Origin of the sequence: Pseudomonas sp. JY-Q (genome assembly GCF_001655295.1) — a bacterium.
Taxonomy (GTDB): Bacteria; Pseudomonadota; Gammaproteobacteria; order Pseudomonadales; family Pseudomonadaceae; genus Aquipseudomonas; species Aquipseudomonas alloputida.
Genome location: NZ_CP011525.1, coordinates 2508436 through 2533880 on the forward strand (window position 1 = coordinate 2508436; position 25445 = coordinate 2533880).

Below are 25445 nucleotides of genomic sequence, written 5' to 3' on the forward strand. Positions count from 1 at the left end.
TTCGTTCAGGCAGAGGTGGCACGCTCAGCTGGATCGGCTCCACGCGCCTGGTGCTGCTTGCGCCTGCGGGTAAACAGCAGACGTAACAGGGTGTTCCAGCAATAGCTCACCAGCACCCCTCCAGCGATTGCCAGGGCCACCTCGAACAGCGGGTGCCTGAAAACATGGTCCGCCACCGACTCGAACTGGAAATGCGTCAGGTAGATATACAAGGTTGACGAAGCGATCACCGCACCTGCCCGTGCAACCAGGGCGGGTACTGGCACCGAGCGGAACCAGACAAGCGCCAGTATCGCTGGGAGGGCGATGTCGACATAGCGTGTGAACGCTTGCCAGCCAACACCGGCAACCGCCATCAGGTCCAGCTCACCCACCACCAGCACGGCCACCGCACTGGCCACCCATTTGCGTGAGGTCGTGTCGGCATGGTGCACGGCCATGCCCAGCACCATCACCGCCAGGAAGTGCTGGGGTACCCGGTTGAGCAGGGCACTGGCGTCGAATACGAACTGGTTGAGGAACACATCCAGCGCTACCAGTGCACAGGCAGCGATGATCAGCCAGCGAAACGGATCGGCAACCAGCACCTGGCGCACGCGCTTGATCGACAGCACCAGGCCAATGATCACGATCATCTGCACCAACACTTCGATGTACCAATAGTTGAACAGGCTGACCTCGCTGGCGGGGAACCAGTTGGAAACCAGCAGCAGCGATTGCCAATGCAGCCGGTCGAATACCAGCTGGATCAATGCGGTATACAACAGTGTTGGCACCACGATGGCTGCCAGTGACCTGAGCAGCGTGCGTGCATCGCCACGCGCTTCGATGGCCTTGAGCTGAAAGCGCGCCAGGGCGATGCCGGAGACCAGAAACAGCACCGAGGTTTCGCCGACGATCAGCCAGTGGTCGAACTCGCCCAGGTGGCCGACCACAATCAGGATGATGGCGAGCATGCGGATGAACACCGGCATCTCCATTACCCGCCACGTGCCTTTGGGGGGCGCACTCAGCTCGGCCAGTTGGCACACCGGCAGGGTTTCCCAACGTTCAGGCAGGTGGCCGATGAGTGCTTCGAGCACGCGCGAAGCCTGTACGAACGACAGCGAGTCGCCGCCCAGCTCGACAAAGCTCAACCTGGCGTCCAGGCGCGGCACCTGGAGGATGCGTGCCCAGGCTGTACTCAGCTTTTCGGCCAAGGGTGACAACGGTGGGCTGATACTGTCGTCAAATGCAGCAGGCAGCGCGCGTTTGTCGACCTTGCCGTTTGGGGTGAGCGGCAGGGCATCAAGGAACACGAACAGCGCCGGTACCATGTAGTCAGGCAACTGGCCGGCGAGGGCCTGGCGCAGTTCGTCAGCTCGGGTGGCCTGCTGTGCGACGCAATAGGCCACCAGCCGGGTCGATGCACCCTCGTGGTTGGCCAGGACCACGCATTGCCCTATGTGTGGGTGCCGGCTGATGGTGTTCTCGATTTCCGCCAGCTCGATGCGATGCCCACGGATTTTCACCTGGCTGTCAGCACGCCCCAGAAAACTGGCGCTGCCATCGGCCAGGTAGGTGCCCAGGTCGCCCGTGCGGTAACAGCGGTCAGCCGCGTCAGCGGTGAACGGGTTGGCGATGAATTTGGCTTCGGTCAGCCCCGGGTCGCCCCAGTATCCCCGCGACAGGTAGGGGCTGCGGATCAGGATTTCGCCTGTCTCGCCCTCGCTGACCAGCTGGTTGGCCGGGTTTATCACCAGCAATTGTGCATCGGCAATGCCTTTGCCCAAGGGCACCCGGGCATTGTCCATTTCCGGGTCGAGGGTATGGAAAGCCATGGCCTGTGGGGTTTCGGTGGTGCCGTAGAAGTTCACATTGACGGCATTCGGTGCGATGGCGCGGACCTGCTGGTACTGCGTCGGGCTGAGTGCATCGCCACCCCAGAACAGGTAGCGCAGGTGGTCGAGAACCTGGCCGTTCAGGTGTGCGCCAGTTTCGATCAGCTTGCCCAGCGGCGGGGTGAGGTGGATCACGCTCACACCGTGCTGCTGAAGCCAGCTGGCCAGCCGTGAGGGGTCGGTCAGGGTCGACTGCGCCGGGCAGGCAATGGTCGCGCCAAGCGACAGTGGCGTGAACACGTCGCGGTATACCGGGTCGTGGCCCAGGCCAGAAAGCAGCGAGAAGGTGTCGGCCTGGGTAAAGCCATGCTGGCGCACATGCCAGTCGATGAAGTGCACCAGCGGTGCGTGGTGGGTAACGATGCCCTTGGGTTCACCGGTGCTGCCCGAGGTGAAGGTGATGTAGGCCGGCTGCTCAGGGCTGACAGCGGGCAGCGCGACAGGTTGGCGAGGGAAGGCCTGCAGCGCCTCCGCGGGGGCTTCAGGCACCGTGACGACCATGGGCTGGCCGACGTCGACGGTTGCCTCGGCACAGCGCAGTATCACCGCAGGCTTCAGGGTGTTGACGATTTGCTCGATACGCGCGGCAGGGTAAGCGGCGTCAGCCACGGTGAAGGCCAGGCCGGCACGCAGGCAGCCGAGCATGGCGTATACCAGGGCGGCGCTGCGGCGGGTGACGATGACCACACGATCGGTGCCGCTGGTGGCGTTTTTAACCAGAAACGCGGCAATGCCCGCGCTGATCTGCTCCAGTTGGGAGTAGTTGCAGGTTGTGTGCTGGCCAATGATGGCAATGGCCGCCGGGCAGCGGCTGGCCTGCTGGATGAAAGCGTGGTGAATGGGCTGTTCGGCACGGTACTCCAGGCACAGCGTCGGGTTCGGGCGCAGGTCCGGCATGATGATCGAGTACTCCGCAGGAACGTTGGGCTGGCTGGTAGCACAACGCTAGTGCAGGCTGGCTGATGGCGCCAATATTTGAAGGCTGCCTTGCGATAGCCGGGCAGGTCCAGGGCTGCAAGCGTGCCCCCATAAAACCCTGCTAACCCGACGGATTAGCGGTTGTTCCATGGGAGCCGCCTTGCGCTGCGACATGGATTGTCACAGGCCTGGTTTTCAGGCCACATCCACAAGCACGATCTCGCTGTCCTCGATGGCGGTCACCCGCAGCACCGCTTCCTGCTCGATCGCCACGCCATCGCGCGCCTTGGCCCGCAACCCGTTGACTTCCACCAGCCCCTTGGCCGGCACCAGGTAACCCCGGCGTGCGGCATCGAAGCGGTACTCGGCGGTTTCACCCGCCCGCAGGGTGGCAGCCACCAGACGGGCATCGGTACGGATCTGCAGGCTGTCCTCGTCACCCGCGCGGCCGCTGGCCAAGGTCACGAAGCCTTCGCCGCGCTCGCCTTTGGGGAACGGCCGGCTACCCCACTGCGGTGCTTCACCGGTGCGCTCCGGCACGATCCAGATCTGGAAAATTCGTGTATCGATGTCTTCCAGGTTGTACTCGCTGTGCACAATGCCGGTACCGGCGCTCATTACCTGAACATCACCGGCTTCGGTACGGCCCTTGTTGCCCAGGCTGTCCTGGTGGCTGATCGCGCCTTCACGCACATACGTGATGATTTCCATGTCGCGGTGCGGGTGCGGTGGGAAGCCGCTGCCGGCCGCGATCAGGTCGTCGTTCCAAACCCGCAGGTTACCCCAGTGCATGCGTGCCGGGTCGTAGTACTCGGCAAACGAGAAATGGTGGTGGGCATCGAGCCAGCCATGGTTGGCGTGGCCGAGGCTTTCGAAGGGTCGCAGTTGCAGCATGGTCGTGCTCCTTGAATCAGTGGAATGACGCCATGATGCGCTAAAGAAACATCGAAAATAAGCGTAAATATCGGCTTAAAACAATCTGTTTTATAGATGTTTTTTCTGCGATGTTTTATTCGCTTCATCGCCTAATCCACTGATCTGCAAGCATTCGCTGGCGATTTTTCGTCGATGCGGCGAACATGCCTGCTGTTTTGTTTTTCAACGGAGTGACCGTGGCCCACGAGCAACCCTTGGCCCCCGCCGACCTTACCCCTCCTGCCCAGTTGCCCTGGTTTCGCCGCCTGGCCGCCCGCTTGCTGGGGCGTGGCCTGACCCGCCTGCAAGCCCAGCACCGCGACTCGTGGTTCCTCGGCCACGCCACAGGCCAGCGCACTGGCCATGCCGATGGCGTGCGTGAAGGGTTCGAGCGTGGTCGGGTGGAGGGCTATGAAGCGGGGCGCCAGGTGCTGGTGATCCGCGATACGCGCCCCGACAGCGCCGCCGTGCCAGGCCAGGATGACAACTTGTTCGACGACTGGCGCCTGCCGTTGACGGCCGAGTTGAAGAAGCGCTTCAAGGCCGATGTCGCCCAGCGCCTGCCCGCCGAAGCCCAGCCCAGCGCCGCGCAATGGAAGCTGATCTTCAGTGACACCCCGTCTACCTGCGTGGTGGCAGGCGCCGGGGCAGGCAAGTCCACGTCGCTGGTGCTGCGTATCCTGCTGCTGCGTCATTACCTGGGTTACGAGCTGGATGCGATGACCGTGGTCACCTTCACCCGCGAGTCGCGCAAGGACTTCATCAAGCGCCTGCTGCAGGTGTTCGCCCTGTGGCAGATCAACCTGCAGCCTGCGCAGGCCCGCGAGCTGGTGCGCACGTTCCATTCGCGCATCCTGCCGCTGGTGCGCAGCCTGCCTGGCTTCGGCCAGGTGCGTGCATTTGAAACACTGGGCCACGAGATGCCTGCCGGGCGTGAGGCCGAGGCCGACAGCAACCCGTTCGACCTGCGCCTGAACGATGCCCAGCGCCAGCAGCTGAACCAGTGCTACAGCAGCTTGCTGGGCGAGAGCCCGCGTTTTGCCGAGCTGGTCGGCCAGTTGCGCAGCGAAGCCTTGCAACTGAAACCGCTGGACCCGAACAACCCCGATGTGCAGAAGCGCGCACAGGTGACCCAATTGGCCGCCCAGCGCGACGAAGAACTGTGCGACGTGATCGAGGACCTGTGGTTCGCCGCTGGCGTCTGGCCGATCAAGGGCATCGAGCCCTGCCGCGAAACGGTCGACATCCGTGGCAGCCGCTTCCATGTGCATGGCCGCCTGGAAGGCCAGGGGCCTTTGGTGGTGCTGGGCTTCGACCCCGCACAAAGCGTGCAGTACCAGCGCCCCGGCGCCAAGCTGACCGTGCGTGCCGAGTGGGCGGTCAAGCGCACACTGTTGCAGGCGTTCTGCGACAGGCCGCTGATCTGGCTCGACAACTACGCCATGGCCAGGCGCCTGGCGGCATCGTTGGCGGGCGATGCCGTGGCCGGGCCTGGCTTCGAGTACAAGGTCAAGGGCGAACTGGCCCCGGCGCCGCTGCTGGATGCGTTCGTCAGTGCGGCCAATTTCATCGAAAACCTTGGGTTGGAGGTGAACAAAGCGGTGGCGGCGATGAGCTTTCCGTCCGGCGATAGCGATGCACTGTTCTTCGAGGCCTTGGCGCTGTACTGGAAAGCCCTGGAAGCGCACCTGCTGGACCAGTCGCCGCCGGTGATGAGCTACAACCGCATGTTCGCCTTGTTTGGCGAGAACAACCCAGAAAACCTGCACTTGCTGCCCGATCCGTTGCTGCGGCCGCTGGCGCACCTGATGATCGACGAGTTCCAGGACGTGTCGCCACAGATCGTCAGTTGGTTGCGTGCCAGCCTCGCCGAAATACGGCGCCGCGGCCCGGCCATGCACACCGGGCGCCATGCCCAGCATTCGTCGTTGCTGTGCGTGGGGGACGACTGGCAATCGATCTACGGCTGGCGTGGTAGCTCGCCCAAGTATTTCATGGAGTTCACCAAGGCGTTCCCGTCGCCGGCCAACACGCGGGTGATGCTGGTCGACAACTACCGATGCCAGCAACAGGTGATCGATGCGGCCGAGCACCTGGTCAAGGGCACCCCGGCGATTGCCGGCAAGAAAGCCCGCGCCAGTGGCCCGGCGGCTGAGTTGCCCGGCTCGCCGGTCAAGGTGTTCGACCGTGACGAGGCTGCGTTGGGCGAAACGCTTGTCGAGCATTACCAGCGGGGTGAGACGGTCATGATGCTGTACCGCAAGGGCAGTGACCGAGCGTTGATGAACGAGCACCTGCAAAGCGTGCTGCACGCCGACGCGGCGCTTCCGGCCGAGCAGCGCCGGCTGCGCCAGCTGACCTACCACAGTGCCAAGGGTTTACAGGCCGATGCGGTGTTCATGCTGGGTGACTGCCAGTACCTGACCAGCTCACCCTACAAGAACCAGGTATACCGTCAGGCCGGGCTGGGCAGGGCAGGTGATGCTCAACCGTTCGACTCGGCACAGAAGGAAGAAGTGCAGCGCTTGGCCTACGTGGCGGTGACCCGTGCAGTGCAGCACTGCTATTGGCACGTGGAGGCCGTCAGTGGTGACGCCGCAGCGGCCCCACGGGCGTCCAGCCAGGTGGACGGCAAGCAGGCCTTCTTCGAAGACCTGCGCGGGCAGTGAGTGGGGTTCAGCGGCCGATTGTTTGCGTCTGGCGGGTGAGGCTGATCAGCAGACCGGTTTCAACCTGCTGCTGCTCGGCAGTCAGCGCGTCCACGCCCTGGCGATACTGCTGCTCGTTGAGCACGACGCGCCGCAGCCTGCCCTCAGCATCCACCGGGCTTTCAGGCATGACCCTGGCCAAGGCTCGTCGCACAGAGCTGTCCAGGGATGTCACCGGGTCGGCGGTTTCATCCAGGCAGTAATAGAGGTAGTCAAGGCCTGGCCGCCAGAAGTCGGTGATCAGGCTGAACTGTGCCGCATGCTCTCGTTTCAAGTACTCGACCCAGCCCGGCTGCTGGGTCAACCATTGCTCCCGAGCGATGGCATCCCTGTCCAGGGAACGGACCGCAGCTTTCACCATTTCGATGATTGTGTCGTTGATTCTGGCCGTATTGCGGTACAGCATGCCTCGGCTCGGCTCAGGGTAGTCCAGCGCGCTGGCCAGCGACTGGCGCAAGGCCAAACGTACCTCGACATCGTCCACCAGCCCCGTTTGAAGTTCGCTGTCTGGAAAGGCTGAGGGGTCGTCCAGCTCATCGTAGGGGGGGAGGTTTTCATCGAAGGCCCCGTCGAGCAGCGCCTGTTTGCGCAAGGACCTTCTCCAGCTGATGCGATCGGCCAGTTGATTGACCTGACTGCGTCGGTACAACTTGCCATACAGGCTCAGTAGATCAGCGGGTCGACTACCGGCGACGGCTGCCGCTTCGTGGGCCAGTACTTCTATCTCCAAGGCACTGAACGCGTCGGCACCTGCGTCGCCACAGGTTGGCGGGAAGTCGCCGGCCACGGTGGCGAGGCGTTCACGCAGCGCGGTGTCGCGGGCCGCGTCATCCAACAGCTTCCAGACGCGTGCCCTCAGGGCCTCGCCATCACGCTGCGCTTCTGCCGATTGGGCAAGACGTTCGAGTACGCCCAGCAGCGATACGTTTTCACCTTGGTCAAACAGGTCGCTCCACAGTTGCTCCTCGGCACTGCTCGCCTCGCCACGGAAAATGCCTTGCCACAGTGGCACGTCTTCTGCGTGCTCGAATACGTTGACGCCGCTGCTGCCCAGGCGTGCTCGTGTCTGGGCTTCCAGGGTGTTGTAGTTGAACAGCCAGCGGCGCTCCGGCAAGTGCGCGGCGACATCGCGGGCAAACGGGGTACGCAGCACACCAGGCAAGTCTGGCAGGGTACGAATGCGGTTGGACGACAGGTTCAGGTAGCGCAGTTGGTACTGGGGCTGGCTCATCAGGACGGTCAGGCTGTCGGGCCACTGCTGCAGTTCGCAGCGGTCAAGGTCCAGGTGGCTGAGGCGGGCCATGAAGCGCAGGTCTGGCGCCAGCCGCAGTGGGTTGCCCGACATGTGCAGTACCTTGGGATGGATCATGTCCTGAAACTGGGCGGCCAGGCTCTCATCCAGTGTGATCTGGTTGCTGCCCAGGCCAAGTCCATCCAGGGGCAAACGCGTCAGGAAGGCGAGGCTGGCATTATCGAGCCGCAGCCGGTTACGGCTGAGGCCGAGTACCCGCAGGCCAGGCATCGCCCCAATGGCCTGCTGGGCAGTGGCTGAAAGGGTAGTCAAGCCATTGCCTGTCAGGCCCAGCTCGCGTAGCCGTGGGGCAGACTTGAGCGCCTCGAACAATGCTTCAGCGTCCATCTCCGGGTTACCGACAATTTCCAGGGTGCTCAGGTCAGGGAAGTTTGCCAGGAAGCCGCCCTCCAGGCGTTGCATCTGCAACCCCTCAAGGACGAGGTGCCGTATATGCGGCATACGGGCAGTGAACGCTGGCAGCGCTTCCAGTTGCATATGGCTCAGTACCAGCACTGCGCGTTGCGCGCCGCCTTCACGGCGCGAAGCACTCATCAGTCGCTCGGTGCATTGCTGGCGATCAAAGCGCTCTTCAAGGGTGCGGGCGGTGCTTACCCAGCGGTTGAGATCCCGGTTGAGGGTACGCTGCTCGACCTCCAGTTGGTTGATCGCGCTACCCAGGTCGCCTCCTCGAGCCAGTTCGGCTTGTAGACCACTGATTTGCTCGCTGCTGAGTTCGGGGTAGAGCGCCCGGAGTCGACGTGCAGCCGGCAAGGCTCGTCCTTGCAGGCCACGGCCGCTCAGGGGATAGCCCAGCTGGCCGTTGGCCAACCGCAAAGGGGAGCGGAACCTGGGGTTGATGGGTTGCTGGCCGATCAGTGAGGCGCAGTGCTGGCGATCGTCAAGGGCAAGTTGCAGCAACCGGGCCGGGTCAGCCTGCGGGTGCGCGGCTTGCAGCGCCTGTTTGATGCGTAGACTGTCGTCGTTGGCCAGGCTAGGCCTGAACAGGCCGAGGAGGGCGCGGTCAAGCCGCGCTCGAGCTTGCAGAAGGCGTGCTTCTTCGGCAATGCGAAGCGGCACCCGGCCGTTGGTCAGGCGTTCCCGTTCGGCGTTGCTGATGTTGCCAAGCAATGCTTCAAGCGCGCTGTCCGGCAGCCCAGGAAACTGCCGGGCGAGGGTTTGTGCGGTTGCTGGGCGTGCGGGGCGGTGTCTTTGTTGCAGGCTCTCGAACAGCGCTTCGCGGTGCTGTTCCAGGTGTTGCGCGAGCTTGTTGTTCAGTGCGGACGATCGGTGCTCGGTTGGTGTGTCACCGAGCAAATGCCCAATGGCTTCTTCATCCATCTGATCCAGCACGGTCTGGCTCAATTGGCCATTGTCCAGGTCGGTACGGGTAATTTCGATTTCTGTCTGGCCCAGCGTGTGAGGGGGGCCGTAGCGCACAGATTCGCCCCAGGGTTCTGGCCCTTGGTAAACCTTGAGTACGTTCCCCTCGGGCCACCCCGGCAGGCGCAGCAACTCGGGCAAGGCAAAGTTCTTGTACGCAGCCAGCGGCAGCCCATGGCGTACGCAGTTGATGATCTGTTGTGTCTGATTGTCCAGTTGCAACCGCTGCAGCGTGTCGATCAACAAAGCGGGTGGACGCAGGCCCGTTGCCTGGGTGCGGCGCAGCACGTCTGGATCGGTACCGGTACTGCGCATGGCATGGTCCAGTTCGCTGTCGTCCAGGCCTGCACTATGGCTGCCGAGGCGGCGCGCGAGCTGTGCGCGGTCCCATTCCAGAGGCTGCTCATGGGCCAGTTGCCAGCGGGCGTTACCCTGATGCAGCAAGCGTGGGGCATAGGCCTGCGCGTCATCGGGGTGGCGCACGCGCCATTGCTGATCAGTGCCCTGAAACACCTCGTACAGGGTTCCATCCAGCTTCAGGTAGGTCTTCCCATCGACGTGTACATGGCCGAGCAAATCGGGTTGAGCCCCCTCAGGAATAGCCGCCGTGCTCGCATAGGGTTTCATGTCGGGGTGCCAGAGCACCTCCTTGTCTTCATGCCATACACGTTTCAGTGCATCGACAAAGCCAGACGCCTGGACGATCCTGGTGCCCACTGCAAAGCCGGCAATCACGCCCGCGTTGATGGCCAGCGATTCCAACTGCGCCAGTGCCTGCCGGGTATCACCTTCTTCCCAGGCCTCGAACCCGGTGAAAACAGAGCTCATCAGGTCGTAAGCAAAAACACCTAGCATGACCGTGTTCAAACCCGGCACGAAGAACGCGGCGACATTCAGCACGTTCATCCCCAGGTCGAACCAGTACTTCAGACGCTCATTGCGGGCGTTGGCGTCGACTTCGGCGGTAGGCACAGCAATGGTTTTTGCGTCGGCCTTCATGCGCGCAAGGTGTGCGTTGTACAAGGACGTCCAAGGGTCGGTCCTGATGGGCGAGAGCGTGAAAGGGATCACTGGCATGATGCGGGGTTTGCGTATGCCCGCTTCATCCTCTTCGAACAGCGCGATTTCCAGCTTTACGGCGAGTTCTTTTTGCCTGTCCTTGTAGGCGAAATGCACCAAAGCGCGGCGAAACTCGCTTTGCAATAGCCGGCTGCGCAGGTGCTTGCCCGCTTCCTGACGAGAAGCGAACTCCCTTACCGGGTGCTCGCTGTCGCCAGGGACATACACAATGCAGGGGTTCTTGCGGTAAGGGTTGTCTGGCCCGATGAACAGTATTTCGTGGACGGGGGTATCGAACAGGTTGAAGTGCCAGCAATGCAACGCCTCGTTTTCATAGGTGGGGTGAGGCTTGCCGTCGCACAGTTGCCCAAGCGCATCGAGCCCGGCCTGGCTCAGCAGGCCTTTGAGCTTGGCGATCAATGCCTGGACCCTCAAGGCCTCACGGTTCGCTGCAATCGACAGGCGCTGGATTTCAGCGCGATTGGCGCCTTCATGGGTTGCAAGCAAATGGTCTTGATAGCGTTTGCCAAGGTCCAGTGCCCGACAATGTCTCACGAAGTCCGCCATCGTCAGGCCTGCCAGGGGCGTGTCGCTGCCAGCGGCGTCGGTGAGCCTGCTGTAGGGACCGACTTCGTCCAGCCCCTCGAAGTTGTGCAGGGCAGCCTCCAGCAAACTGCGTGTTTGCGGCTGGCCTACGGGGCGGGTGGCCAGCACGTCCGCTTCCACGTCCGGGACCAAAGGCGTTTCCACATCGGGAACGCCAACCCAGATGTTGGCCTCTGACTCAAAGGGCTGGAACACATACTGCGCCCTGTCTACGGGTACATTCAGCTTCAACCGCTCGGTCAACAGAGGGCCGCAGAACGCGATGATGTCCTTGAACTCGCCCAGCGCCTGCTTGACCTGCGCCAGCCGTTTGTTACGGGTTTGCAACGCGCTGTGCAACTGCTCACGCATTGGCTCATCGGCAGTGGCATACCACGAGTAAGGGGTGCCATCTTCATCGAGGTACTCCTTGTACAGGCTCTGCACCACTTTGCGCGTATGCGTGGGTTGGAGCGCCTTGCTCCATTTCGGTAACGATCGGGTTATCTGGCTTTGATGTAACGGTGTCGGGGTTGTCATGGTCACCATCTCTTTTGTGGGGGGAGACAGTCCACGCTGATCAAGGCGCCGGGGTGCGGTAGATAGTTGTTGGCAGCAGTCGGTCCTGCGTATGCGCGGGTCGGTGGGGGGCTGGCAGCGAGGGAGCATCTGCGAGAGGGTGAGGCAGGCCATGGTGCAGGCTTCAGCCAAGGAGAATCGCAATGCGTTCGCTGTGCAGTCCGAAAGACCACCTGCTAGACCTCGATGGCGTTGAAATAGCGGTTCGCACCTGGGGGGCAGAAGACGGTATTCCCATATTGGCCTTGCATGGCTGGCTGGATAACGCTGCCTCGTTCGAGCGCCTGGCACCGATGCTGGACGGCTGCTTCGTGGTGGCCCCCGACCTGATCGGCCATGGCCGTTCTGGGCATCGTCGCCACGACAGCGGCTATTACCTGTGGGAGCATGCCGAAGACATGCTGGCGGTGACCGACAGCCTGGGCCTGGCGCAATTTCATGTGCTGGCCCATGGGATGGGCACCGGTATAGCGTCGCTGCTGGCGGCCATGACCAGTGGCATTGCCAGCATGACCTTCCTCGACGGCATGGGGGCACCGTTCACGGTGGCCGAGGATGACCGCGTGCAGCACCTGGCGCGGGCTTACCGGCTCAAGCGCATGGTACAGCGTAGCCAGTTGCCGGGTTTTGCCGAGCCGGATGTTGGTCGCTTCGACGACCTGGACACCGCCCTGGCGCAACGCCGCGAGCGGCTGGACACCGAACTGTCGGAAGGTGCCGCTCGGCTGCTGGCGCTGCGCGACCTGCTACAGCTGGACGATGGCTATTGCTGGCGCCACGACCCGCGGCTGGTATTACCCGAACCCATGCCCCTGACCGAGCGCGAAGCCTGCGACCTGCTCAGTCAGATCCGCTGCCCGTTGTACCTGCTGTTCGGCCGCCAGGGGGCCTTCACCGGCGAGGCCTTTACCCGGCGTCAGGCCGCCTTGCCCAGCCAGGCGAAAGTCTCCTGGCACCCAGGCGGGCACCACTTCCACCTGGATGCGCCGGACCGGGCGCTGGTCGACCAGTTGCTGCGTATCCTGACGCGCCATGAAGGGGGCGTTCTGCAACGCTTGGTGAACGAGTAGCTGATTCTGGTCACGCCGCGTGAACCTGGGCTATGGTGGCGAACGTATTCGCAAACACGCCACAGGGAGCCCGGCATGCGGCCTTTCACCATCAAGCACATCGACCACCTTGTGTTGCGGGTCAGCGACCTGCCGCGCAGTGTTGCCTTTTACACCGAACTGCTCGGCTGCACCGTCAGCCGCGTGCGCGAAGACTTGGGCATGGTGCACCTGGCCACGGGCACGGCGATGATCGACCTGGTAACCCTGGATGGCCCGCTGGGGCAGCCAGGCGGAGCTGCACCGGGCGTGGAAGGGCGCAACCTGCACCATTTCTGCCTGCGCATCGAGCCGTTTGACGAGGCCGCGTTGACGGCCTATCTGGAAGCCGCCGGGGTAAAGGTGGAGCCTGCAGAGAAGCGTTATGGTGCCGAAGGCGAGGGGCTTTCGCTTTACTGCTACGACCCGGATGGTAATCAGGTCGAGTTGAAGGGGCCGGTAGTGCCTGGCGGGTGAAACCGCCCCCGCCAAAATCGTCAGCCAACCCGATATCGCCCATCACCCGGTGCTGCCGTGTAGTCCAGGCCGCCTTCTTGTGCAGGGCCTGGCGGGTGGATATCCAGGCAATCCCGATTATGCTTCATTTACCTTGCTGCGATCCGAGGCGGCCCGCCTCGTCGTGCTTCGCGCAAACAAAGCAAGCTCAAGGGCCTGGGTGCGACGGTGAAGTGGTTGTGAGGTGCTCCGGCCTGCATGACAACATGACGGAGGCAACCCATGGCGGTTCTCGACAGCGCATCCACGGGCAGCAGCGCGCCCCAACGCGGCATCACCAGGGAGGAGCGCAAGGTCATCTTCGCCTCGTCCCTGGGCACGGTGTTCGAATGGTACGACTTCTACCTGTACGGCTCACTCGCCGCGATTATCGCCAGGCACTTCTTCGCTGGCGTCAATGAAACCACCTCGTTCATCTTCGCCTTGCTGGCCTTTGCCGCCGGCTTTGCCGTCCGACCGTTCGGCGCCATCGTGTTCGGTCGCCTGGGCGACATGATCGGGCGCAAGTACACCTTTCTCATCACCATTGTCATCATGGGCTTGTCCACCGCAGTGGTGGGGCTGCTACCGGGCTACGCCACGATTGGCGTGGCCGCGCCGATCATCCTGATCACCCTGCGCTTGCTGCAGGGGCTGGCGCTGGGCGGTGAGTACGGCGGCGCGGCCACCTACGTGGCCGAGCATGCGCCCAAGGGCCGACGCGGCTTTTTCACCGCCTGGATCCAGACGACTGCCACCCTGGGGCTGTTCCTGTCGCTGCTGGTGATCATGGCCTGTCGCACGGCCATGGGGACGGAAGCGTTCGAGGCCTGGGGCTGGCGGATACCGTTCCTGCTGTCGATTCTGCTGCTGGCGATTTCGGTGTACATCCGTCTGCAGTTGAACGAGTCGCCGGTATTCATGAAGATGAAGGCCGAGGGCAAGGCATCCAAGGCGCCCCTGACCGAATCGTTCGCCCGCTGGGACAACCTCAAGGTGGTGATCATGTCGCTGCTCGGCGGCACCGCCGGCCAGGCCGTGGTGTGGTACACCGGGCAGTTCTACGCGTTGTTCTTCCTGTTGCAGACGCTCAAGATCGAGCCGCAGACCGCCAACCTGCTGATTGCCGGTTCACTGTTGATCGGCACACCATTCTTCATTTTCTTTGGCAGCCTGTCCGACCGGATTGGCCGCAAGAAAATCATCATGGCCGGCTGCATCATCGCCGCACTGACCTATTTCCCGATCTTCAAGGCGCTGACCGAGTACGGCAACCCGGATGTATTCGTTGCCCAGGAGCAGAACCCGGTGGTGGTGGTGGCCGACCCGGGCCAATGTGCGTTCCAGTTCGACCCGGTGGGCAAGGCCAAATTCACCAGCTCCTGCGACATTGCCAAGAGCCTGCTGGCCAAGCGCGCCATCCCCTATACCAATGAAGCGGCGGAGCCCGGCAGCGTGGCACAGATCCGCATTGGCGAACGGGTATTGCCGAGCTTTGATGGCAGCAGCCTGGCGGCGGCCGACTTTAAGGTGCAAAGCGAAGCGTTTACCGCAACCCTGAGTGGTGCATTGAAAGAGGCGGGCTACCCGGAAAAGGCCGACCCAGCGAAGATCCACTACCCGATGGTGCTGTTGCTGCTGACCATTCTGGTGATCTACGTGACCATGGTCTACGGGCCGATTGCCGCTTGGCTGGTGGAGCTGTTCCCGGCGCGCATCCGCTACACCTCGATGTCGCTGCCTTACCACATCGGGAATGGCTGGTTCGGCGGCTTCCTGCCGACCGTGGCGTTTGCCATGGTGGCAGCGACCGGGGATATCTATTACGGCTTGTGGTACCCGATCGTGATTGCCGTGATGACGGCGGTATTGGGGATCTTCTTCCTGCCGGAGACCAAGGATCGGGATATCACTCACACCTGAAGGTCGAGTTTGCCTGTGCTGGCCCCTTCGCTGCAGGAGCGGGTTCACCCGCGAAATGATCAGCACAGGCCTCGAACGCTGTGTAGGAGCGGGTTCACCCGCGAAGAGGCCGACACAGGCCTCGAATGCTGTGTAGGAGCGGGTTCACCCGCGAAGAGGCCGACACAGGCCTCGAATGCTGTGTAGGAGCGGGTTCACCCGCGAAGAGGCCGGCACAGGCCTCGAATGCTGTGTAGGAGCGGGCTTGCCCGCGAAGAGGCCGGCACAGGCGATCAATCAGTCGAAGTAGCCACGAAGCCCGAATGCATACCCGGTATCCACAGCTGTCGCCTCACCCCGGCTCCAGCGCTTCTTCAGCACGAACTCGAATGCCGGCTCGTACAACCCGTCGCGCACCAGTGCCCCCGCCAGCACCTCCACGTCGTACCAGCCATTGTCCAGTTCGATGATCGGCCGCCCTGGCACCTGGTAACGCGCCATCAGGTCACCCAGGGTCTTGGGCGTGAAGTGCTGCAGGATGCGCCAGGTGTACAGCATCAGCGCACCGTGCTCGACCCGCAGTACATAGCCATTGCGCCGGTGCTTCAGGCGGCTGCCGGCCTCGCGCAGGGCCGGGGTGTGGTTATCGAGGGTGAACAGGATGCGGTAGGGCAGGTTGTCGACACCGGCCAGCGGCAGCACGATGCCTTCGCGCACCGCCTGGTCGCCGCTGTCACCGTGGGTGAACGCACCGGCCAGGTCGTCGGGCAGTTGATGGTCTTGCTTGAAGCGTTCGAGCAACTGGATATCGCCAAGCAGAAAATAGTCGACCAGGTCGTTGAGCACTTCGCTGAATTCGTGGCGCATCTTTTTTCCTTGTGGGTGCGCATTGGGGTAAGGGCAACCGGCTAGTGCTTCTGGGCAATCTGGATCAAGTTGCCGCACGTGTCATCGAACACCGCCACGGTAACCGGCCCCATTGGGGTTGGTGGCCGGATGAACTGCACACCGGCTGCACAGAGCCGGGTGTATTCGGCCTGGATATCGCGCACGCCGAACGAGGTGGCGGGGATGCCATCCTGCTTGAGCGCGGCCTTGTATACCTTGGCCGCCGGGTGCGCGTCGGGTTCCAGCAGCAGTTCGACGCCATTGGGGTCGTTGGGCGAAGTCAGGGTCAACCAGCGGTGCCGGCCCATGGGGATGTCGTGTCTTGGCTCGAAACCGAGTACGTAGTGGTAGAAAGCCAGGGCCTTGGCCTGGTCGTCGACGAGGATGCTGGTGACCACGATCTTCATAAGCACACACCGTTTACCTGGGGCCGATGACTATCAGTAAAGACGTTCGGGCGTTTTTGACCAGTGGTTGCAGTGCCACGGGGGCCCGTTACAGGTGCAAGCGTGGTGCGGCGCCGGTTTGCGCAGGCCTGTGAGACGAGGTACTGGCAGACCCTACAAAAAACCTGTTCAAGGCATAGGTAAATCCTTCAGCGCTCAGCGCCCGCAGAGCGGCAGCCAAGGGTAAAGTGTGAGGCATGATCCCAGCCTGCCAAGACCCGCGTCAGAGAGGTACCCTGTGGCTGCCTATACCTTGCGACAACTGAAGTACTTCGTCACCACCGTGGAAGCGGGCAGTGTGGCCGAAGCGTCACGCCAGCTGTACATCGCCCAGCCGTCCATCTCCACGGCCATCAAGAGCCTGGAGGAAAGTTTCGGTGTGCAGCTGTTCATCCGCCACCACGCCCAGGGCGTGTCATTGACACCCAGCGGCAAACGCTTCTACGCCAAGACCAAGTCGCTGCTGCAGATGGCCCATGAGTTCGAACAGAATGCCCTGGCCGACAACGATACCGTCGCCGGGCAAATCGACATTGGCTGTTTCGAAACCGTGGCGCCACTCTACCTGCCGCGCCTGATCGCCGGTTTTCGTCAGCGCTACCCGGGTGTGGACATTCGCCTGCGCGACGGTGAACAGCAGGACCTGATCCAGGGCCTGACCGCCGGAACATTCGACCTGGCATTTCTCTATGACCACGACCTGGATGGCACCATCGAGGCCGAGCCACTGATGCCGCCGCAGAAGCCCTATGTGCTGCTACCCGAGAACCACCGCTTTGCCGGCCAGGCCCAGGTCTCGCTGCGCGACCTGTGCCCGGAGCCGATGATCCTGCTGGACGTGGCCCCTAGCCGCACCTACTTCGTCAGCTTGTTCAACGAGATGGGCCTGGCACCGAACATTGTCTTCAGTTCGCCGTCGATCGAGATGGTGCGCGGTATGGTCGGTCAGGGTTTCGGTTTTTCGTTGCTGGTAACCCGTCCGCACTCGGAATACACCTATGACGGCCAGCGCCTGGCAATGCTCGACATTGCCGAGCCGGTGGCGCTGTCGGGGCTGGCTGCGGCGTGGTTGAAGCGAGTCCAGCTGACCAAACCGGCGCAGTTGTTCGTGGAGTTTTGCCGGGAAGAGCTGGCGAAGTTCCTGAACTGAGCACGCCATGCTACCCCGGCAGGAGGCGCATGGCGTGGCATTGCTCAGGGGCTGACCTGATAGCCGCGCCCCTGCAGGCAACCGCTGTAGGCACTGGCATGGGCCTGGGTTTTTGCCTCGTCCTGGCCGCGCCGGTCCTGGCGCCGGTCCTGACGCTGGCGCATGCCACCGACCGCGGCCCCGGCGGCGGCCACTTCGCCGGCACGGTTCTGCCGGTATTGCTGCTTGGCATCGTCACCCACCCGGTCGTACAACGCGTCATGCTGGTTGCCGCGCACCTGCGCGCCTACAGCACCGGCGGCGGCACCCGCAGCTGCACCGCGAACCCGGCCACCGACATGGGGGTCGCTGGACGTCGCCGTGCCGTTTGCGGCATTGGTGGCGACGGTATTGCAATCGTTGATATCCAGTTGCATCTGCTGGCTGCTCTGGCCCTTGAGCGGCACCACCGACTGCGCCTGGGCGGCCGATGCTGCGCACAGCAGCATCAACAGGTAACTCCACGTGAACGTACGCATGGCACACCTCCACCGGGCAGAAAGCCCGCCTCACAGGATAGTTCGCCTTTGAGGTCGTGATGGAAGTTTTGCCCAGATGGTCTACACCGGATATCAGACGCCGTTCCGATTAGCCTCTTGGCCTGATCCAAGGCTACCTGCGGGCAAACCATGAGCCAGACGCAAGATCTGATCATCTGTGAGTATTGCGACACGGTGTACCACCGCGCACCGCTGCTCAAACATCAACGAGCCCTTTGCCCGCGCTGTGGCGGCGTGCTGTACCGGCACAGGTCACTGACCATCGAGCAGCGGCTGGCATTGAGTGTGACTGGCGGTGTCCTGCTGGTGTTCGCCAACTATTACCCGGTGATGACCATCGGCATGCAGGGGCTGACCCACTCGGCCACATTGTGGGACGCCGTGCAGATCCTCAGTCACGGCAGTATCACCTTCATCGCCCTGGTCATGGCGCTGTCGATCATTTTTGCGCCGCTGCTGCAAATTGCCCTGTTGTGCTGGGTGTTGAGTTTTGCCCTTGCCGGTCAGCGTGCCCCCGGCTTTGCCCTGTGCATGCGTGGCCTGGAAAGCCTGCGGCCCTGGAGCATGCTGGAGGTGTGTCTGCTGGGGGCGATGGTGGCGGTGATCAAGCTGGCGGGGCTGCTCGATGTGATCCCCGGTATCGGCCTGCTGGCCCTGGCCGCACTGAGCATGTTGATCATCCACATTGCCGGCAAGGACATCCGCGATTTGTGGGAACAGGTATGACTGTCCCAGCCATGGCGCACGACCTTGGCTTGTGTCTGTGCCATGGCTGTGGCCAGGCATGCGACACGCGCAGTGGCGCGCACACCTGCAACCGTTGCGGCGCCGTCATTCACCGGCGCAAGGCCAATGCCATCAGCCGTGGCTGGGCGTTTCTGCTGGCCGCACTGATTTTCTACATCCCCGCCAACCTGCTGCCGGTGATGCACACGGAAATGCTCGGCAGTGGTACAGAAAGCACCATTGGCGGTGGCGTGCTGGAGTTCTGGGAAGCCGGGGCCTGGGACATCGCGCTGATCATTTTCATTGCCAGCGTGGGTGTGCCCGCCATCAAGTTCTTTTCCCTTGGCCTGCTGCTGTTCACTGCCCAGCGTGGTTCTTCCTGGGCCTGCCGGCAGCGTTCGCAGTTGTACCGCTTCGTCGAGCTGATCGGCTATTGGTCCATGCTCGATGTGATGGTAGTGGCGTTGGTGGCTGCGCTGGTGCAACTGCGCGGGCTGGGCACCATCGAGCCGCGTGTGGGCATTCTGTTTTTTGGCATGGTGGTAGTGCTGACCATGTTCTCTGCGATGAGCTTTGATCCACGCTTGATCTGGGATAGCCATGCCAACGAGGGGAGGCCGCATTGATGGGGCAACAGACTGACAAGCGCGAGGGCCCTGGGCAGGTTGAAGTGCGCACCCGACGTTGGAGTGTGTCGCTGGTATGGATCGTGCCGATCCTGGCGATCCTGATCGGCGCTTCGCTGGTGGTGCGCAACTGGATGCAGCAAGGGCCGGTGATCACCATTTCTTTCCACAGCGGCGAGGGATTGGTGGCGCACAAGACCCAGGTAAAATACCGCAGCGTGGTGATCGGCGAAGTGACCACGGTGGACTTGGCCGACGACAATAAGAGCGTGGTGGCCAAGGTTCAGCTCTCCAACGATGCCCGTTCGTTTGCTACCCAGGGGGCGCGCTTCTGGGTGGTGCGACCGCGCATCGGCGTGGGCGGGGTTTCCGGGGTGGACACGCTGCTTTCGGGCAGTTTCATCGGGGCCGATTCCGGCGAGTCGAAGGTGCCGGAAAAGTCCTTTGTCGGCCTGGAGCTGCCACCGCCGATCACCTATGACGAAAAGGGCAAGCGTTTCGTTCTTGTCGCCAGCGACCTGGGCTCGCTGGATATCGGTTCTTCGATCTACTACCGCAAGATCCCGGTGGGCGAAGTGGTTTCCTTTGCGCTCCAGAGTGATGGCAAGGGGGTAGAGATTGGCGTGTTCGTGCAGGCGCCCTACGACACATTCGTCACTGATGACACGCGCTTCTGGAATGCCAGTGGCATCGACATGCAGATCGGTGCCAATGGCCTGAAGGTCGATACCGAATCGCTGTCGTCGATTCTGGTGGGCGGGCTGGCCTTCGGCTCGCCCGATTTCGCCGCGCAAGCCGAGCCTGCTGCCGACCAGTCCCGCTTCCAGCTATTCGCCGACCGCGACATGGCGCTGTCGCCTCCGCATGGCCAGGCACAGTACCTGCAGTTGCGCTTCGACCAGGCCATGCGGGGCCTGTCGGTGGGGGCGCCAGTGGAGTTCAAGGGTGTGGAATTTGGCCGGGTCACCTCGATCCAGCTCGATTACGATGCTACGCGGCAAACCTTCCCGGTAGTGGTCGATGCGGTGATCTACCCCCAGCGGCTAGGGCCGGTGCACCGCAAGATGCTGGCGGTGTTCAAGCACACCGAGGGCGATTTTGAAGGTGCGCGGAAACTGATTGGCACGTTTGTCGAACATGGGCTGCGGGCCCAGGCGCGTAGCGGCAACCTGATCACCGGGCAGATGTTCATTTCGCTGGACTTCTACCCGGATGCCCCCAAGGTGACCTTCGACATGGCTGCCAACCCCATCATGATCCCGACGCTGCCCGGCAGCCTTGAGCAGTTGCAGGAACAGCTGCAGCGGGTGATGGAGCGCATTGCCAAGCTGCCGCTGGAAAGCATCGCCGGTAACCTGGACGGTAGCTTGCGTGAGCTGCGCGCCAGCCTCAGGCAGTTCAATGGCCAGACGCTGCCGGAGGTGAAGGTGGCGCTGGACGAGGTGCACAAGACCCTGCGCACGGCCAACTCGGCCATTTCCGAAGATTCGCCGCAGCGCGAGCGAATGGGCGAAACACTGGACGAGCTGGAGCGTATGTCGCGTTCGCTACGTGACCTTGCCGACTACCTGGGCCGCCACCCCGAGTCGCTCATTCGTGGCCGGCCGAAAGCGGCCGGGCCCGCAGACCTTGAACCCTGAGGAGACAGCCGATGCAACGACTGCGCAATGTATGTGTGGCCAGCCTGCTGGTGTGGCTCGGGGGCTGCAGCAGTACGCCGAACAACTACCACACGTTGGTACCGAGCGAACCGGTACGTGACAGCGGCCAGCGCATCCAGGTGGTCAGGGTGGCTGTGCCGCCCCAGGTCGACCGCCCACAGTTGGTGGTGCGGCAAGGGCAGAGCGGCCTGGCCATCCTGGAGACGGAGTGGTGGGGCGCCAACCTGGTGGATGAATTCCGCAGCGCCCTGCAGGACCTGTTGGGCGGCCCGGCGGGCGGTGGCAAGGCGTCGCTGCGGGTGGATGTGCAGCGCTTCGACACGGTACCGGGGCGCTATGCCTCGCTGGAGGCGGTGTGGCGCCTGAAGCAGCAAGGGCAGGCCGAGCTGACCTGCCGTACGTCTGTGCAGACTGCCGCGGACAACAGCATCACCAGCCTGGTGAATGCACACCAGGCCAACCTGCGCAAGTTGGCCGAGGCGGTGCGGGGGAGTGCCCTGCAGGGTAGCTGCCGGGCATGAACCGGCCTTATTACTGCCGGGTGCTGGCTGTTTCCTGTGCCCCTTCGGCCTTGTCCTGCGGCAGCTGATCGAACTCGCGCAAGCCATCCTTGCGGTACGGGTCGCCGATCCAGCGTGGTGCTGCCACGAACTGTGGGCTCACCAGGCTCTTGGCCGGTTCATAGCGGTCGTAGCTCAATCCGGCCAGGTCTGACAGGGTATGGATCAGATGCGAACTGCTGTAGGGGCGGTTGGCCATTGCCTGCAAGTCACGCGGGTGTTCGGCCTGCCAGCTAGGCGAGGTCCACAGCAGGAACGGGATGGTGTACATCGGCCGGGTCGGTGCGCCTTCATTGCGCCCCAGGCGGTCGTGGTCACCGGAGCTGTACACGTCTTCACCATGATCGGACAGGTACATCAGGAACCCGTTGGGGTTGCCTGCCGCATAACGCTTGATCAAGTTCGACACCACATAGTCGTTGTAGCGCACCGCGTTGTCATAGAAGTTGTAGGTTTCTACCTGGTCCGCCGTCAGCTTGGCTGGCACACCTTGCTTGTCGTTGAAGTGCGCATAGTCGTCCGGGTAGCGGTAGCGGTAGTCCATGTGCGTGCCCAGCAGGTGCACGATGATGAACTTGTTGGGCGCAGGGTCTTGCAGGGCTTTTTCGAACGGTGCCAGCACCACGTCATCGTACTGGCTGGCATTCTGGTTGCGCTGGTTGTTCAGGTACACCGGCGCGTCTGTTTGCTGCGAGAAGGTGGTGAGCATGGTGTTGCGCTTGGTCAAGGTCTGCTGGTTGGTGATCCAGAAGGTCTTGTAGCCTGCCTGTTTCAGCAGGTTGATCAGCGACGGGTCGCTGAGGAAGCGGTCCGGGTTCTGCTCGTCGCCGAACGTGAGGATCTGCTGCATCACTTCGATGGTGTACGGGCGCGGCGATACCACGTCGCGGAACACGGTCAGGCCCTTGTCGCTGGCGGCCAGCGCGTCGAGGTTGGGCGTGGTATCGCGGTTATAGCCATACAGGTGCATGTGCTCGCGGGTGGTCGACTCGCCGAGCACCAATACCAGGGTGCGTGGCGCTGTACCACTGCTGTCTCGCAGGTTTTGCAGCGGTGGCAGTGCGGCATTCTGGGCCAGCAGTTTCTGCATGTTGTCCAGTTGCTGGCGGTACTGTCGGTAGCCGACCAGCAACTGCCAAGGGACGGCCGGCTCCATTCGCTGCTGCACTTTTTCGAGCGCATCGGCGAAGTTTCGCTCCTGGGTGACCATCTGCTTGTAGAACGGCATGACCAGGTTGGCCACCAGCAATAGCACGACCACCGGCAGGCGGCTGCGCAGCGGCAGGCTGACCGGGCGCACGCGCCGCCATAGCATTACCGCTACCAGCGTGTACAGCACCAGTGCCAGGCCCAGCCCCACGCTGAAGTATTGGCTGAAGTACTCACCAGCCTCGGCGGTGTTGGACTCGAACATCACAAAGATGACGCTTTGTGAAAATTCCTGGCGATAGATGCCGAAGTAGCTCAGGCCCACCAGCGATGCAGCCCACAGCACCAGACCAATGATCGCCGCGGTGGCGCGGGTGAAGCGCGGCAGCAGCAGGACGGGCGCCAGCCATAGGCTGCTGAGGAATAACGCATCGCGAAAACCGGCGAAGCCGGTCGTCCCGCTGAACAGCAGCAGCGCCTGGGTTACACCGGAAAAATACCAGAAGAACAGCAAGAGCCAGCCGAGGCCGGCCCAGTCCACGCGCTTGTGCGCGGCGGGGGATGTAGTGTTTGACACGTATGCCTCGTCGTACCTTGGCGGCCAGCGGTTGTGCGCGTGACCGGAAAGGGCGTGACGCTAATCTGCGGACTGTGAAAAATACGTCAACGCGTTGAATCCTGTGACCTGCGTGGCCGTAGCAGGCATAAGCTGGGCTGTTCACTGCGTTTTCCCAGGCTGCCGGGGTATGATGGCGGCAGCGAAACGTCCTGAAAGGCCCCGTAGACTATGAACCGTCGTAAGAAGATCAAGCAGCTATTGCAGGCGCATGCCAAAAAGGCCAGTGCCAAACTGGCGCCACGCAAGCCCAAGTACATCTGCAAGGCGGACCGCTTGAAGATGGAGGCAGAGGCGGCGGGGGAGGCTCCGCAGCTGGCCGACTGACACTGCCCCTAAAACCGATTGCTTGGGCTTCAACGGCGGTAGTAATGATGCGCGTCATGATGACGCTGGCGCATGGCGCGCTCATGGCGGCGCTCCCAATCACGGCGCCGTTCCCAGTCGCGCCGCCGCTCCCAGTCCCGGCGGGCTTGTTCACGCCGCCACTGTTCGCGGCGCCAGTCGCTTCGGTGGTCGTGCCAGCGATCGTCATCATGCGCCAGGAGGGTGGCTGGCTGTTCAACGGCCACGCTGGCCACGCTCGACCAAGGGTTGCCGGCTGGCTTTAACGGTGACTGGACAGCCGGTGAAACCGGTTCGGCGGCTTCCATTTGCGTTGCCGATGCCGTGCCCACCGCCGCGAGCGAGAACAGGCCGAGCAGCACCAACCTTGCGACATGTATTTTCATGAGCGTAGCCAACCTCTGATAACGAATGAGCCATCTGGCCAGCAGGTGTGGGGCGAACCCTGTCTCGCGTTCCGCTACCTTTCTGTGCCTCACACATAGACAGGGAATCAGGAAAAAGTTCGCTACAGCAACAACTTGAAGAACTTTGCCGGGGTGGTTGGCGCTGTGCAGTAGCCGCCGTGAGTGCCCCACTGGTCAGTCATAGGCCTGCAAACACCTCACGCAAATGCCGCCGGTAACTGTCGAACGCAGCAATCGCCCCTTTCACCACCTCTGCTTCTTCCTGATCCCCCAGCACCAGGCTGTCCAGCCTGGCAACAAATGCGCGCCAATGCAGCGCTCGGCCATCCGGGTGGGGGGCCAGGTGGCGGGCGCCCTTGTCACCCTCCAGCCCAAGACGTTGCGTGTGCTTGTAGAGAAACGCCGCCCCCAGGTTGGAGCCTTCACTGCAATACAGCCATCCCAAGGCCTGGGCCGAGCTGACACAGACCGGTTGGGTGGACGTTGGCAGCGACAGGCCCAGGTCGCGCAGGTCGGCCTCGACTGCCGCAAAACGTGACAGCGCCGCCAGCCCCGGCAGTTGCTGGTTGAGCTGTTCATCCTGATACAACGCCAGCAGGCTGCCATGAAAGCGGTGCTGCACCTGCAGGAAGCGACCATAACGCTCGCGGTTCTCGAAGGGCCGCGCTGCCATTACCAGTTGATCGACGCTGTCATGATCCCTGCTGCTGGCCGCTTTCAGGCGTTTGCAGCGGCTGGGTTCGGTGAAGGGGGAAGTTACAGCGGTCATCGGCGTATCCGTGGCAATAGAGCAAGGCCCCCATGATGCTTGCCCTCCTTGGCAGGCAGCAAGCGTCACACGCCGGACCTGACCGAGTTCGCAATGATGGAGCGCAAGGTCGAGGCTCATTTATCATGGCGGCTGTCTTTACCATTGCCAAGGATACTTGCCATGAGCGCCCTTCAGTTCCGCACCCCCGTTCCCGCCGATGCCGAGCGTTGCTACGCCATCGAAATTGGCGCCTATGAAGGGGATGAGGCGGCCACGCTGGAGAAAATCCGCACGCGTATCACGCAGTACCCACAAGGCTTCCTGGTGCTGGAAAGCGACGGCGAGATTGTTGGTTTCATCAACAGTGGCTGCGCCCATGAGGTCGTGATGTCCGACGAGGCCTTCAAAGAGCTGGTCGGCCATGACCCGGCGGCCGCGAACGTGGTGATCATGTCGGTGGTTGTAGACCCGGCCCATCAGGGCAAAGGCTACGCCAAACTGTTGATGAACGAATTCATCGGGCGCATGCACGCGGCGGGCAAGCAGACCATTCACCTGATGTGCAAGGAGCAGCATGTGGCCCTGTACCAGAAGCTGGGCTACCGATACGTGAAACCGTCGCCGTCGGACCACGGCGGTATGGCCTGGCATGAGATGGTCATGGACCTTTGAGTGAACGTGAAATCGTAGTGCGCGCTACCCGCAGCTTTTCTACATGACAGCGCAGCCCAGAGGGCTGCGCATGACCTTCATTCAACCCGGCGATGCCGAGCTGATG

General features: G+C 62.6%; 20 protein-coding genes. 11 read left to right on the forward strand and 9 right to left on the reverse strand.

The annotated features are described in order from the left end of the window. Positions 1-5: 5 nt before the first annotated feature. Together AA098_RS11470 and AA098_RS11475 are read right to left on the reverse strand one after the other, a co-directional pair. A complete protein-coding gene (locus tag AA098_RS11470) occupies positions 6-2777 on the reverse strand; it encodes an amino acid adenylation domain-containing protein (protein ID WP_003250800.1) in 2772 nt (923 codons plus the stop codon). A 216-nt stretch (positions 2778-2993) separates the two neighbouring features. Then, entirely contained in the window at positions 2994-3692 is a 699-nt protein-coding gene (locus AA098_RS11475; RefSeq protein ID WP_003250802.1) for a pirin family protein, read from the reverse strand. A gap of 185 nt (positions 3693-3877) precedes the next feature. Between AA098_RS11475 and AA098_RS11480 the strand changes: the two genes are divergently transcribed. Further along, entirely contained in the window at positions 3878-6382 is a 2505-nt protein-coding gene (locus AA098_RS11480; RefSeq protein WP_064614229.1) for a UvrD-helicase domain-containing protein, read from the forward strand. Between the two features lie 7 nt (positions 6383-6389). Here the strand turns inward: AA098_RS11480 and AA098_RS11485 are convergent, their stop codons facing one another. Next, positions 6390-11279, reverse strand: coding sequence for an NEL-type E3 ubiquitin ligase domain-containing protein (locus AA098_RS11485; RefSeq protein WP_371914694.1), 4890 nt, complete (start codon positions 11277-11279; stop codon positions 6390-6392). Positions 11280-11461: 182 nt separating this feature from the next. Here AA098_RS11485 and AA098_RS11490 point away from each other — a divergent pair, with 182 nt between their 5' ends. The 3 genes from AA098_RS11490 to AA098_RS11500 all read left to right on the forward strand — a co-directional run bounded on the left by AA098_RS11490 (position 11462) and on the right by AA098_RS11500 (position 14824). Further along, positions 11462-12388, forward strand: coding sequence for an alpha/beta fold hydrolase (locus AA098_RS11490; protein ID WP_003250808.1), 927 nt, complete (start codon positions 11462-11464; stop codon positions 12386-12388). Positions 12389-12463: 75 nt separating this feature from the next. Next, on the forward strand, positions 12464-12883 hold the full coding sequence (locus AA098_RS11495) for a VOC family protein (protein ID WP_003250810.1): 420 nt from the start codon (positions 12464-12466) through the stop codon (positions 12881-12883). 261 nt (positions 12884-13144) lie between these two features. Next, the gene (locus tag AA098_RS11500; protein WP_014860841.1) at positions 13145-14824 is read left to right on the forward strand and encodes an MFS transporter; all 1680 of its coding nucleotides are present in this window, start codon (positions 13145-13147) and stop codon (positions 14822-14824) included. 276 nt (positions 14825-15100) lie between these two features. Here AA098_RS11500 and AA098_RS11505 read toward each other — a convergent pair whose 3' ends face one another. Further along, positions 15101-15670 carry a hypothetical protein gene (locus tag AA098_RS11505; protein WP_003250813.1) on the reverse strand — a complete coding sequence of 190 codons (570 nt, stop codon included), beginning with the start codon at positions 15668-15670 and terminating at the stop codon, positions 15101-15103. Positions 15671-15711: 41 nt separating this feature from the next. Further along, the gene (locus AA098_RS11510) at positions 15712-16098 is read right to left on the reverse strand and encodes a VOC family protein (RefSeq protein ID WP_003250815.1); all 387 of its coding nucleotides are present in this window, start codon (positions 16096-16098) and stop codon (positions 15712-15714) included. Positions 16099-16375: 277 nt separating this feature from the next. Here AA098_RS11510 and AA098_RS11515 point away from each other — a divergent pair, with 277 nt between their 5' ends. Then, a complete protein-coding gene (locus AA098_RS11515) occupies positions 16376-17287 on the forward strand; it encodes a LysR family transcriptional regulator (RefSeq protein WP_004575413.1) in 912 nt (303 codons plus the stop codon). Between the two features lie 44 nt (positions 17288-17331). Here the strand turns inward: AA098_RS11515 and AA098_RS11520 are convergent, their stop codons facing one another. After that, positions 17332-17805: a YMGG-like glycine zipper-containing protein gene (locus AA098_RS11520; RefSeq protein WP_003250819.1), complete on the reverse strand. Its 474-nt coding sequence runs from the start codon at positions 17803-17805 to the stop codon at positions 17332-17334. A 150-nt stretch (positions 17806-17955) separates the two neighbouring features. Between AA098_RS11520 and AA098_RS11525 the strand changes: the two genes are divergently transcribed. The 4 genes from AA098_RS11525 to AA098_RS11540 are packed head-to-tail and all read left to right on the forward strand — an operon-like array spanning position 17956 to position 21360. Beyond that, entirely contained in the window at positions 17956-18552 is a 597-nt protein-coding gene (locus tag AA098_RS11525) for a paraquat-inducible protein A (protein WP_003250821.1), read from the forward strand. Continuing rightward, the gene (locus AA098_RS11530) at positions 18549-19178 is read left to right on the forward strand and encodes a paraquat-inducible protein A (RefSeq protein ID WP_012052818.1); all 630 of its coding nucleotides are present in this window, start codon (positions 18549-18551) and stop codon (positions 19176-19178) included. The genes AA098_RS11525 and AA098_RS11530 overlap by 4 nt, the downstream gene beginning before the upstream one ends. Further along, a complete protein-coding gene (locus tag AA098_RS11535; RefSeq protein WP_004575414.1) occupies positions 19178-20818 on the forward strand; it encodes an intermembrane transport protein PqiB in 1641 nt (546 codons plus the stop codon). The genes AA098_RS11530 and AA098_RS11535 overlap by 1 nt, the downstream gene beginning before the upstream one ends. A gap of 11 nt (positions 20819-20829) precedes the next feature. Beyond that, entirely contained in the window at positions 20830-21360 is a 531-nt protein-coding gene (locus AA098_RS11540; protein WP_004575415.1) for a membrane integrity-associated transporter subunit PqiC, read from the forward strand. A 10-nt stretch (positions 21361-21370) separates the two neighbouring features. Here AA098_RS11540 and AA098_RS11545 read toward each other — a convergent pair whose 3' ends face one another. Next, positions 21371-23125, reverse strand: coding sequence for a phosphoethanolamine transferase CptA (locus AA098_RS11545; protein WP_082916886.1), 1755 nt, complete (start codon positions 23123-23125; stop codon positions 21371-21373). A 210-nt stretch (positions 23126-23335) separates the two neighbouring features. Between AA098_RS11545 and AA098_RS11550 the strand changes: the two genes are divergently transcribed. Further along, the gene (locus AA098_RS11550) at positions 23336-23491 is read left to right on the forward strand and encodes a DUF2986 domain-containing protein (RefSeq protein WP_003250831.1); all 156 of its coding nucleotides are present in this window, start codon (positions 23336-23338) and stop codon (positions 23489-23491) included. 29 nt (positions 23492-23520) lie between these two features. Here the strand turns inward: AA098_RS11550 and AA098_RS11555 are convergent, their stop codons facing one another. Both AA098_RS11555 and AA098_RS11560 read right to left on the reverse strand, forming a co-directional pair. Further along, positions 23521-23895 (reverse strand): hypothetical protein, encoded by a 375-nt coding sequence (locus AA098_RS11555; RefSeq protein ID WP_064614232.1) that lies wholly within the window; start codon positions 23893-23895, stop codon positions 23521-23523. 199 nt (positions 23896-24094) lie between these two features. Beyond that, entirely contained in the window at positions 24095-24685 is a 591-nt protein-coding gene (locus AA098_RS11560; RefSeq protein WP_003250835.1) for a biliverdin-producing heme oxygenase, read from the reverse strand. 162 nt (positions 24686-24847) lie between these two features. Between AA098_RS11560 and AA098_RS11565 the strand changes: the two genes are divergently transcribed. After that, positions 24848-25339, forward strand: a complete 492-nt coding sequence (locus tag AA098_RS11565) for a GNAT family N-acetyltransferase (protein ID WP_047603929.1) — start codon at positions 24848-24850, stop codon at positions 25337-25339. Positions 25340-25445: the final 106 nt, after the last annotated feature.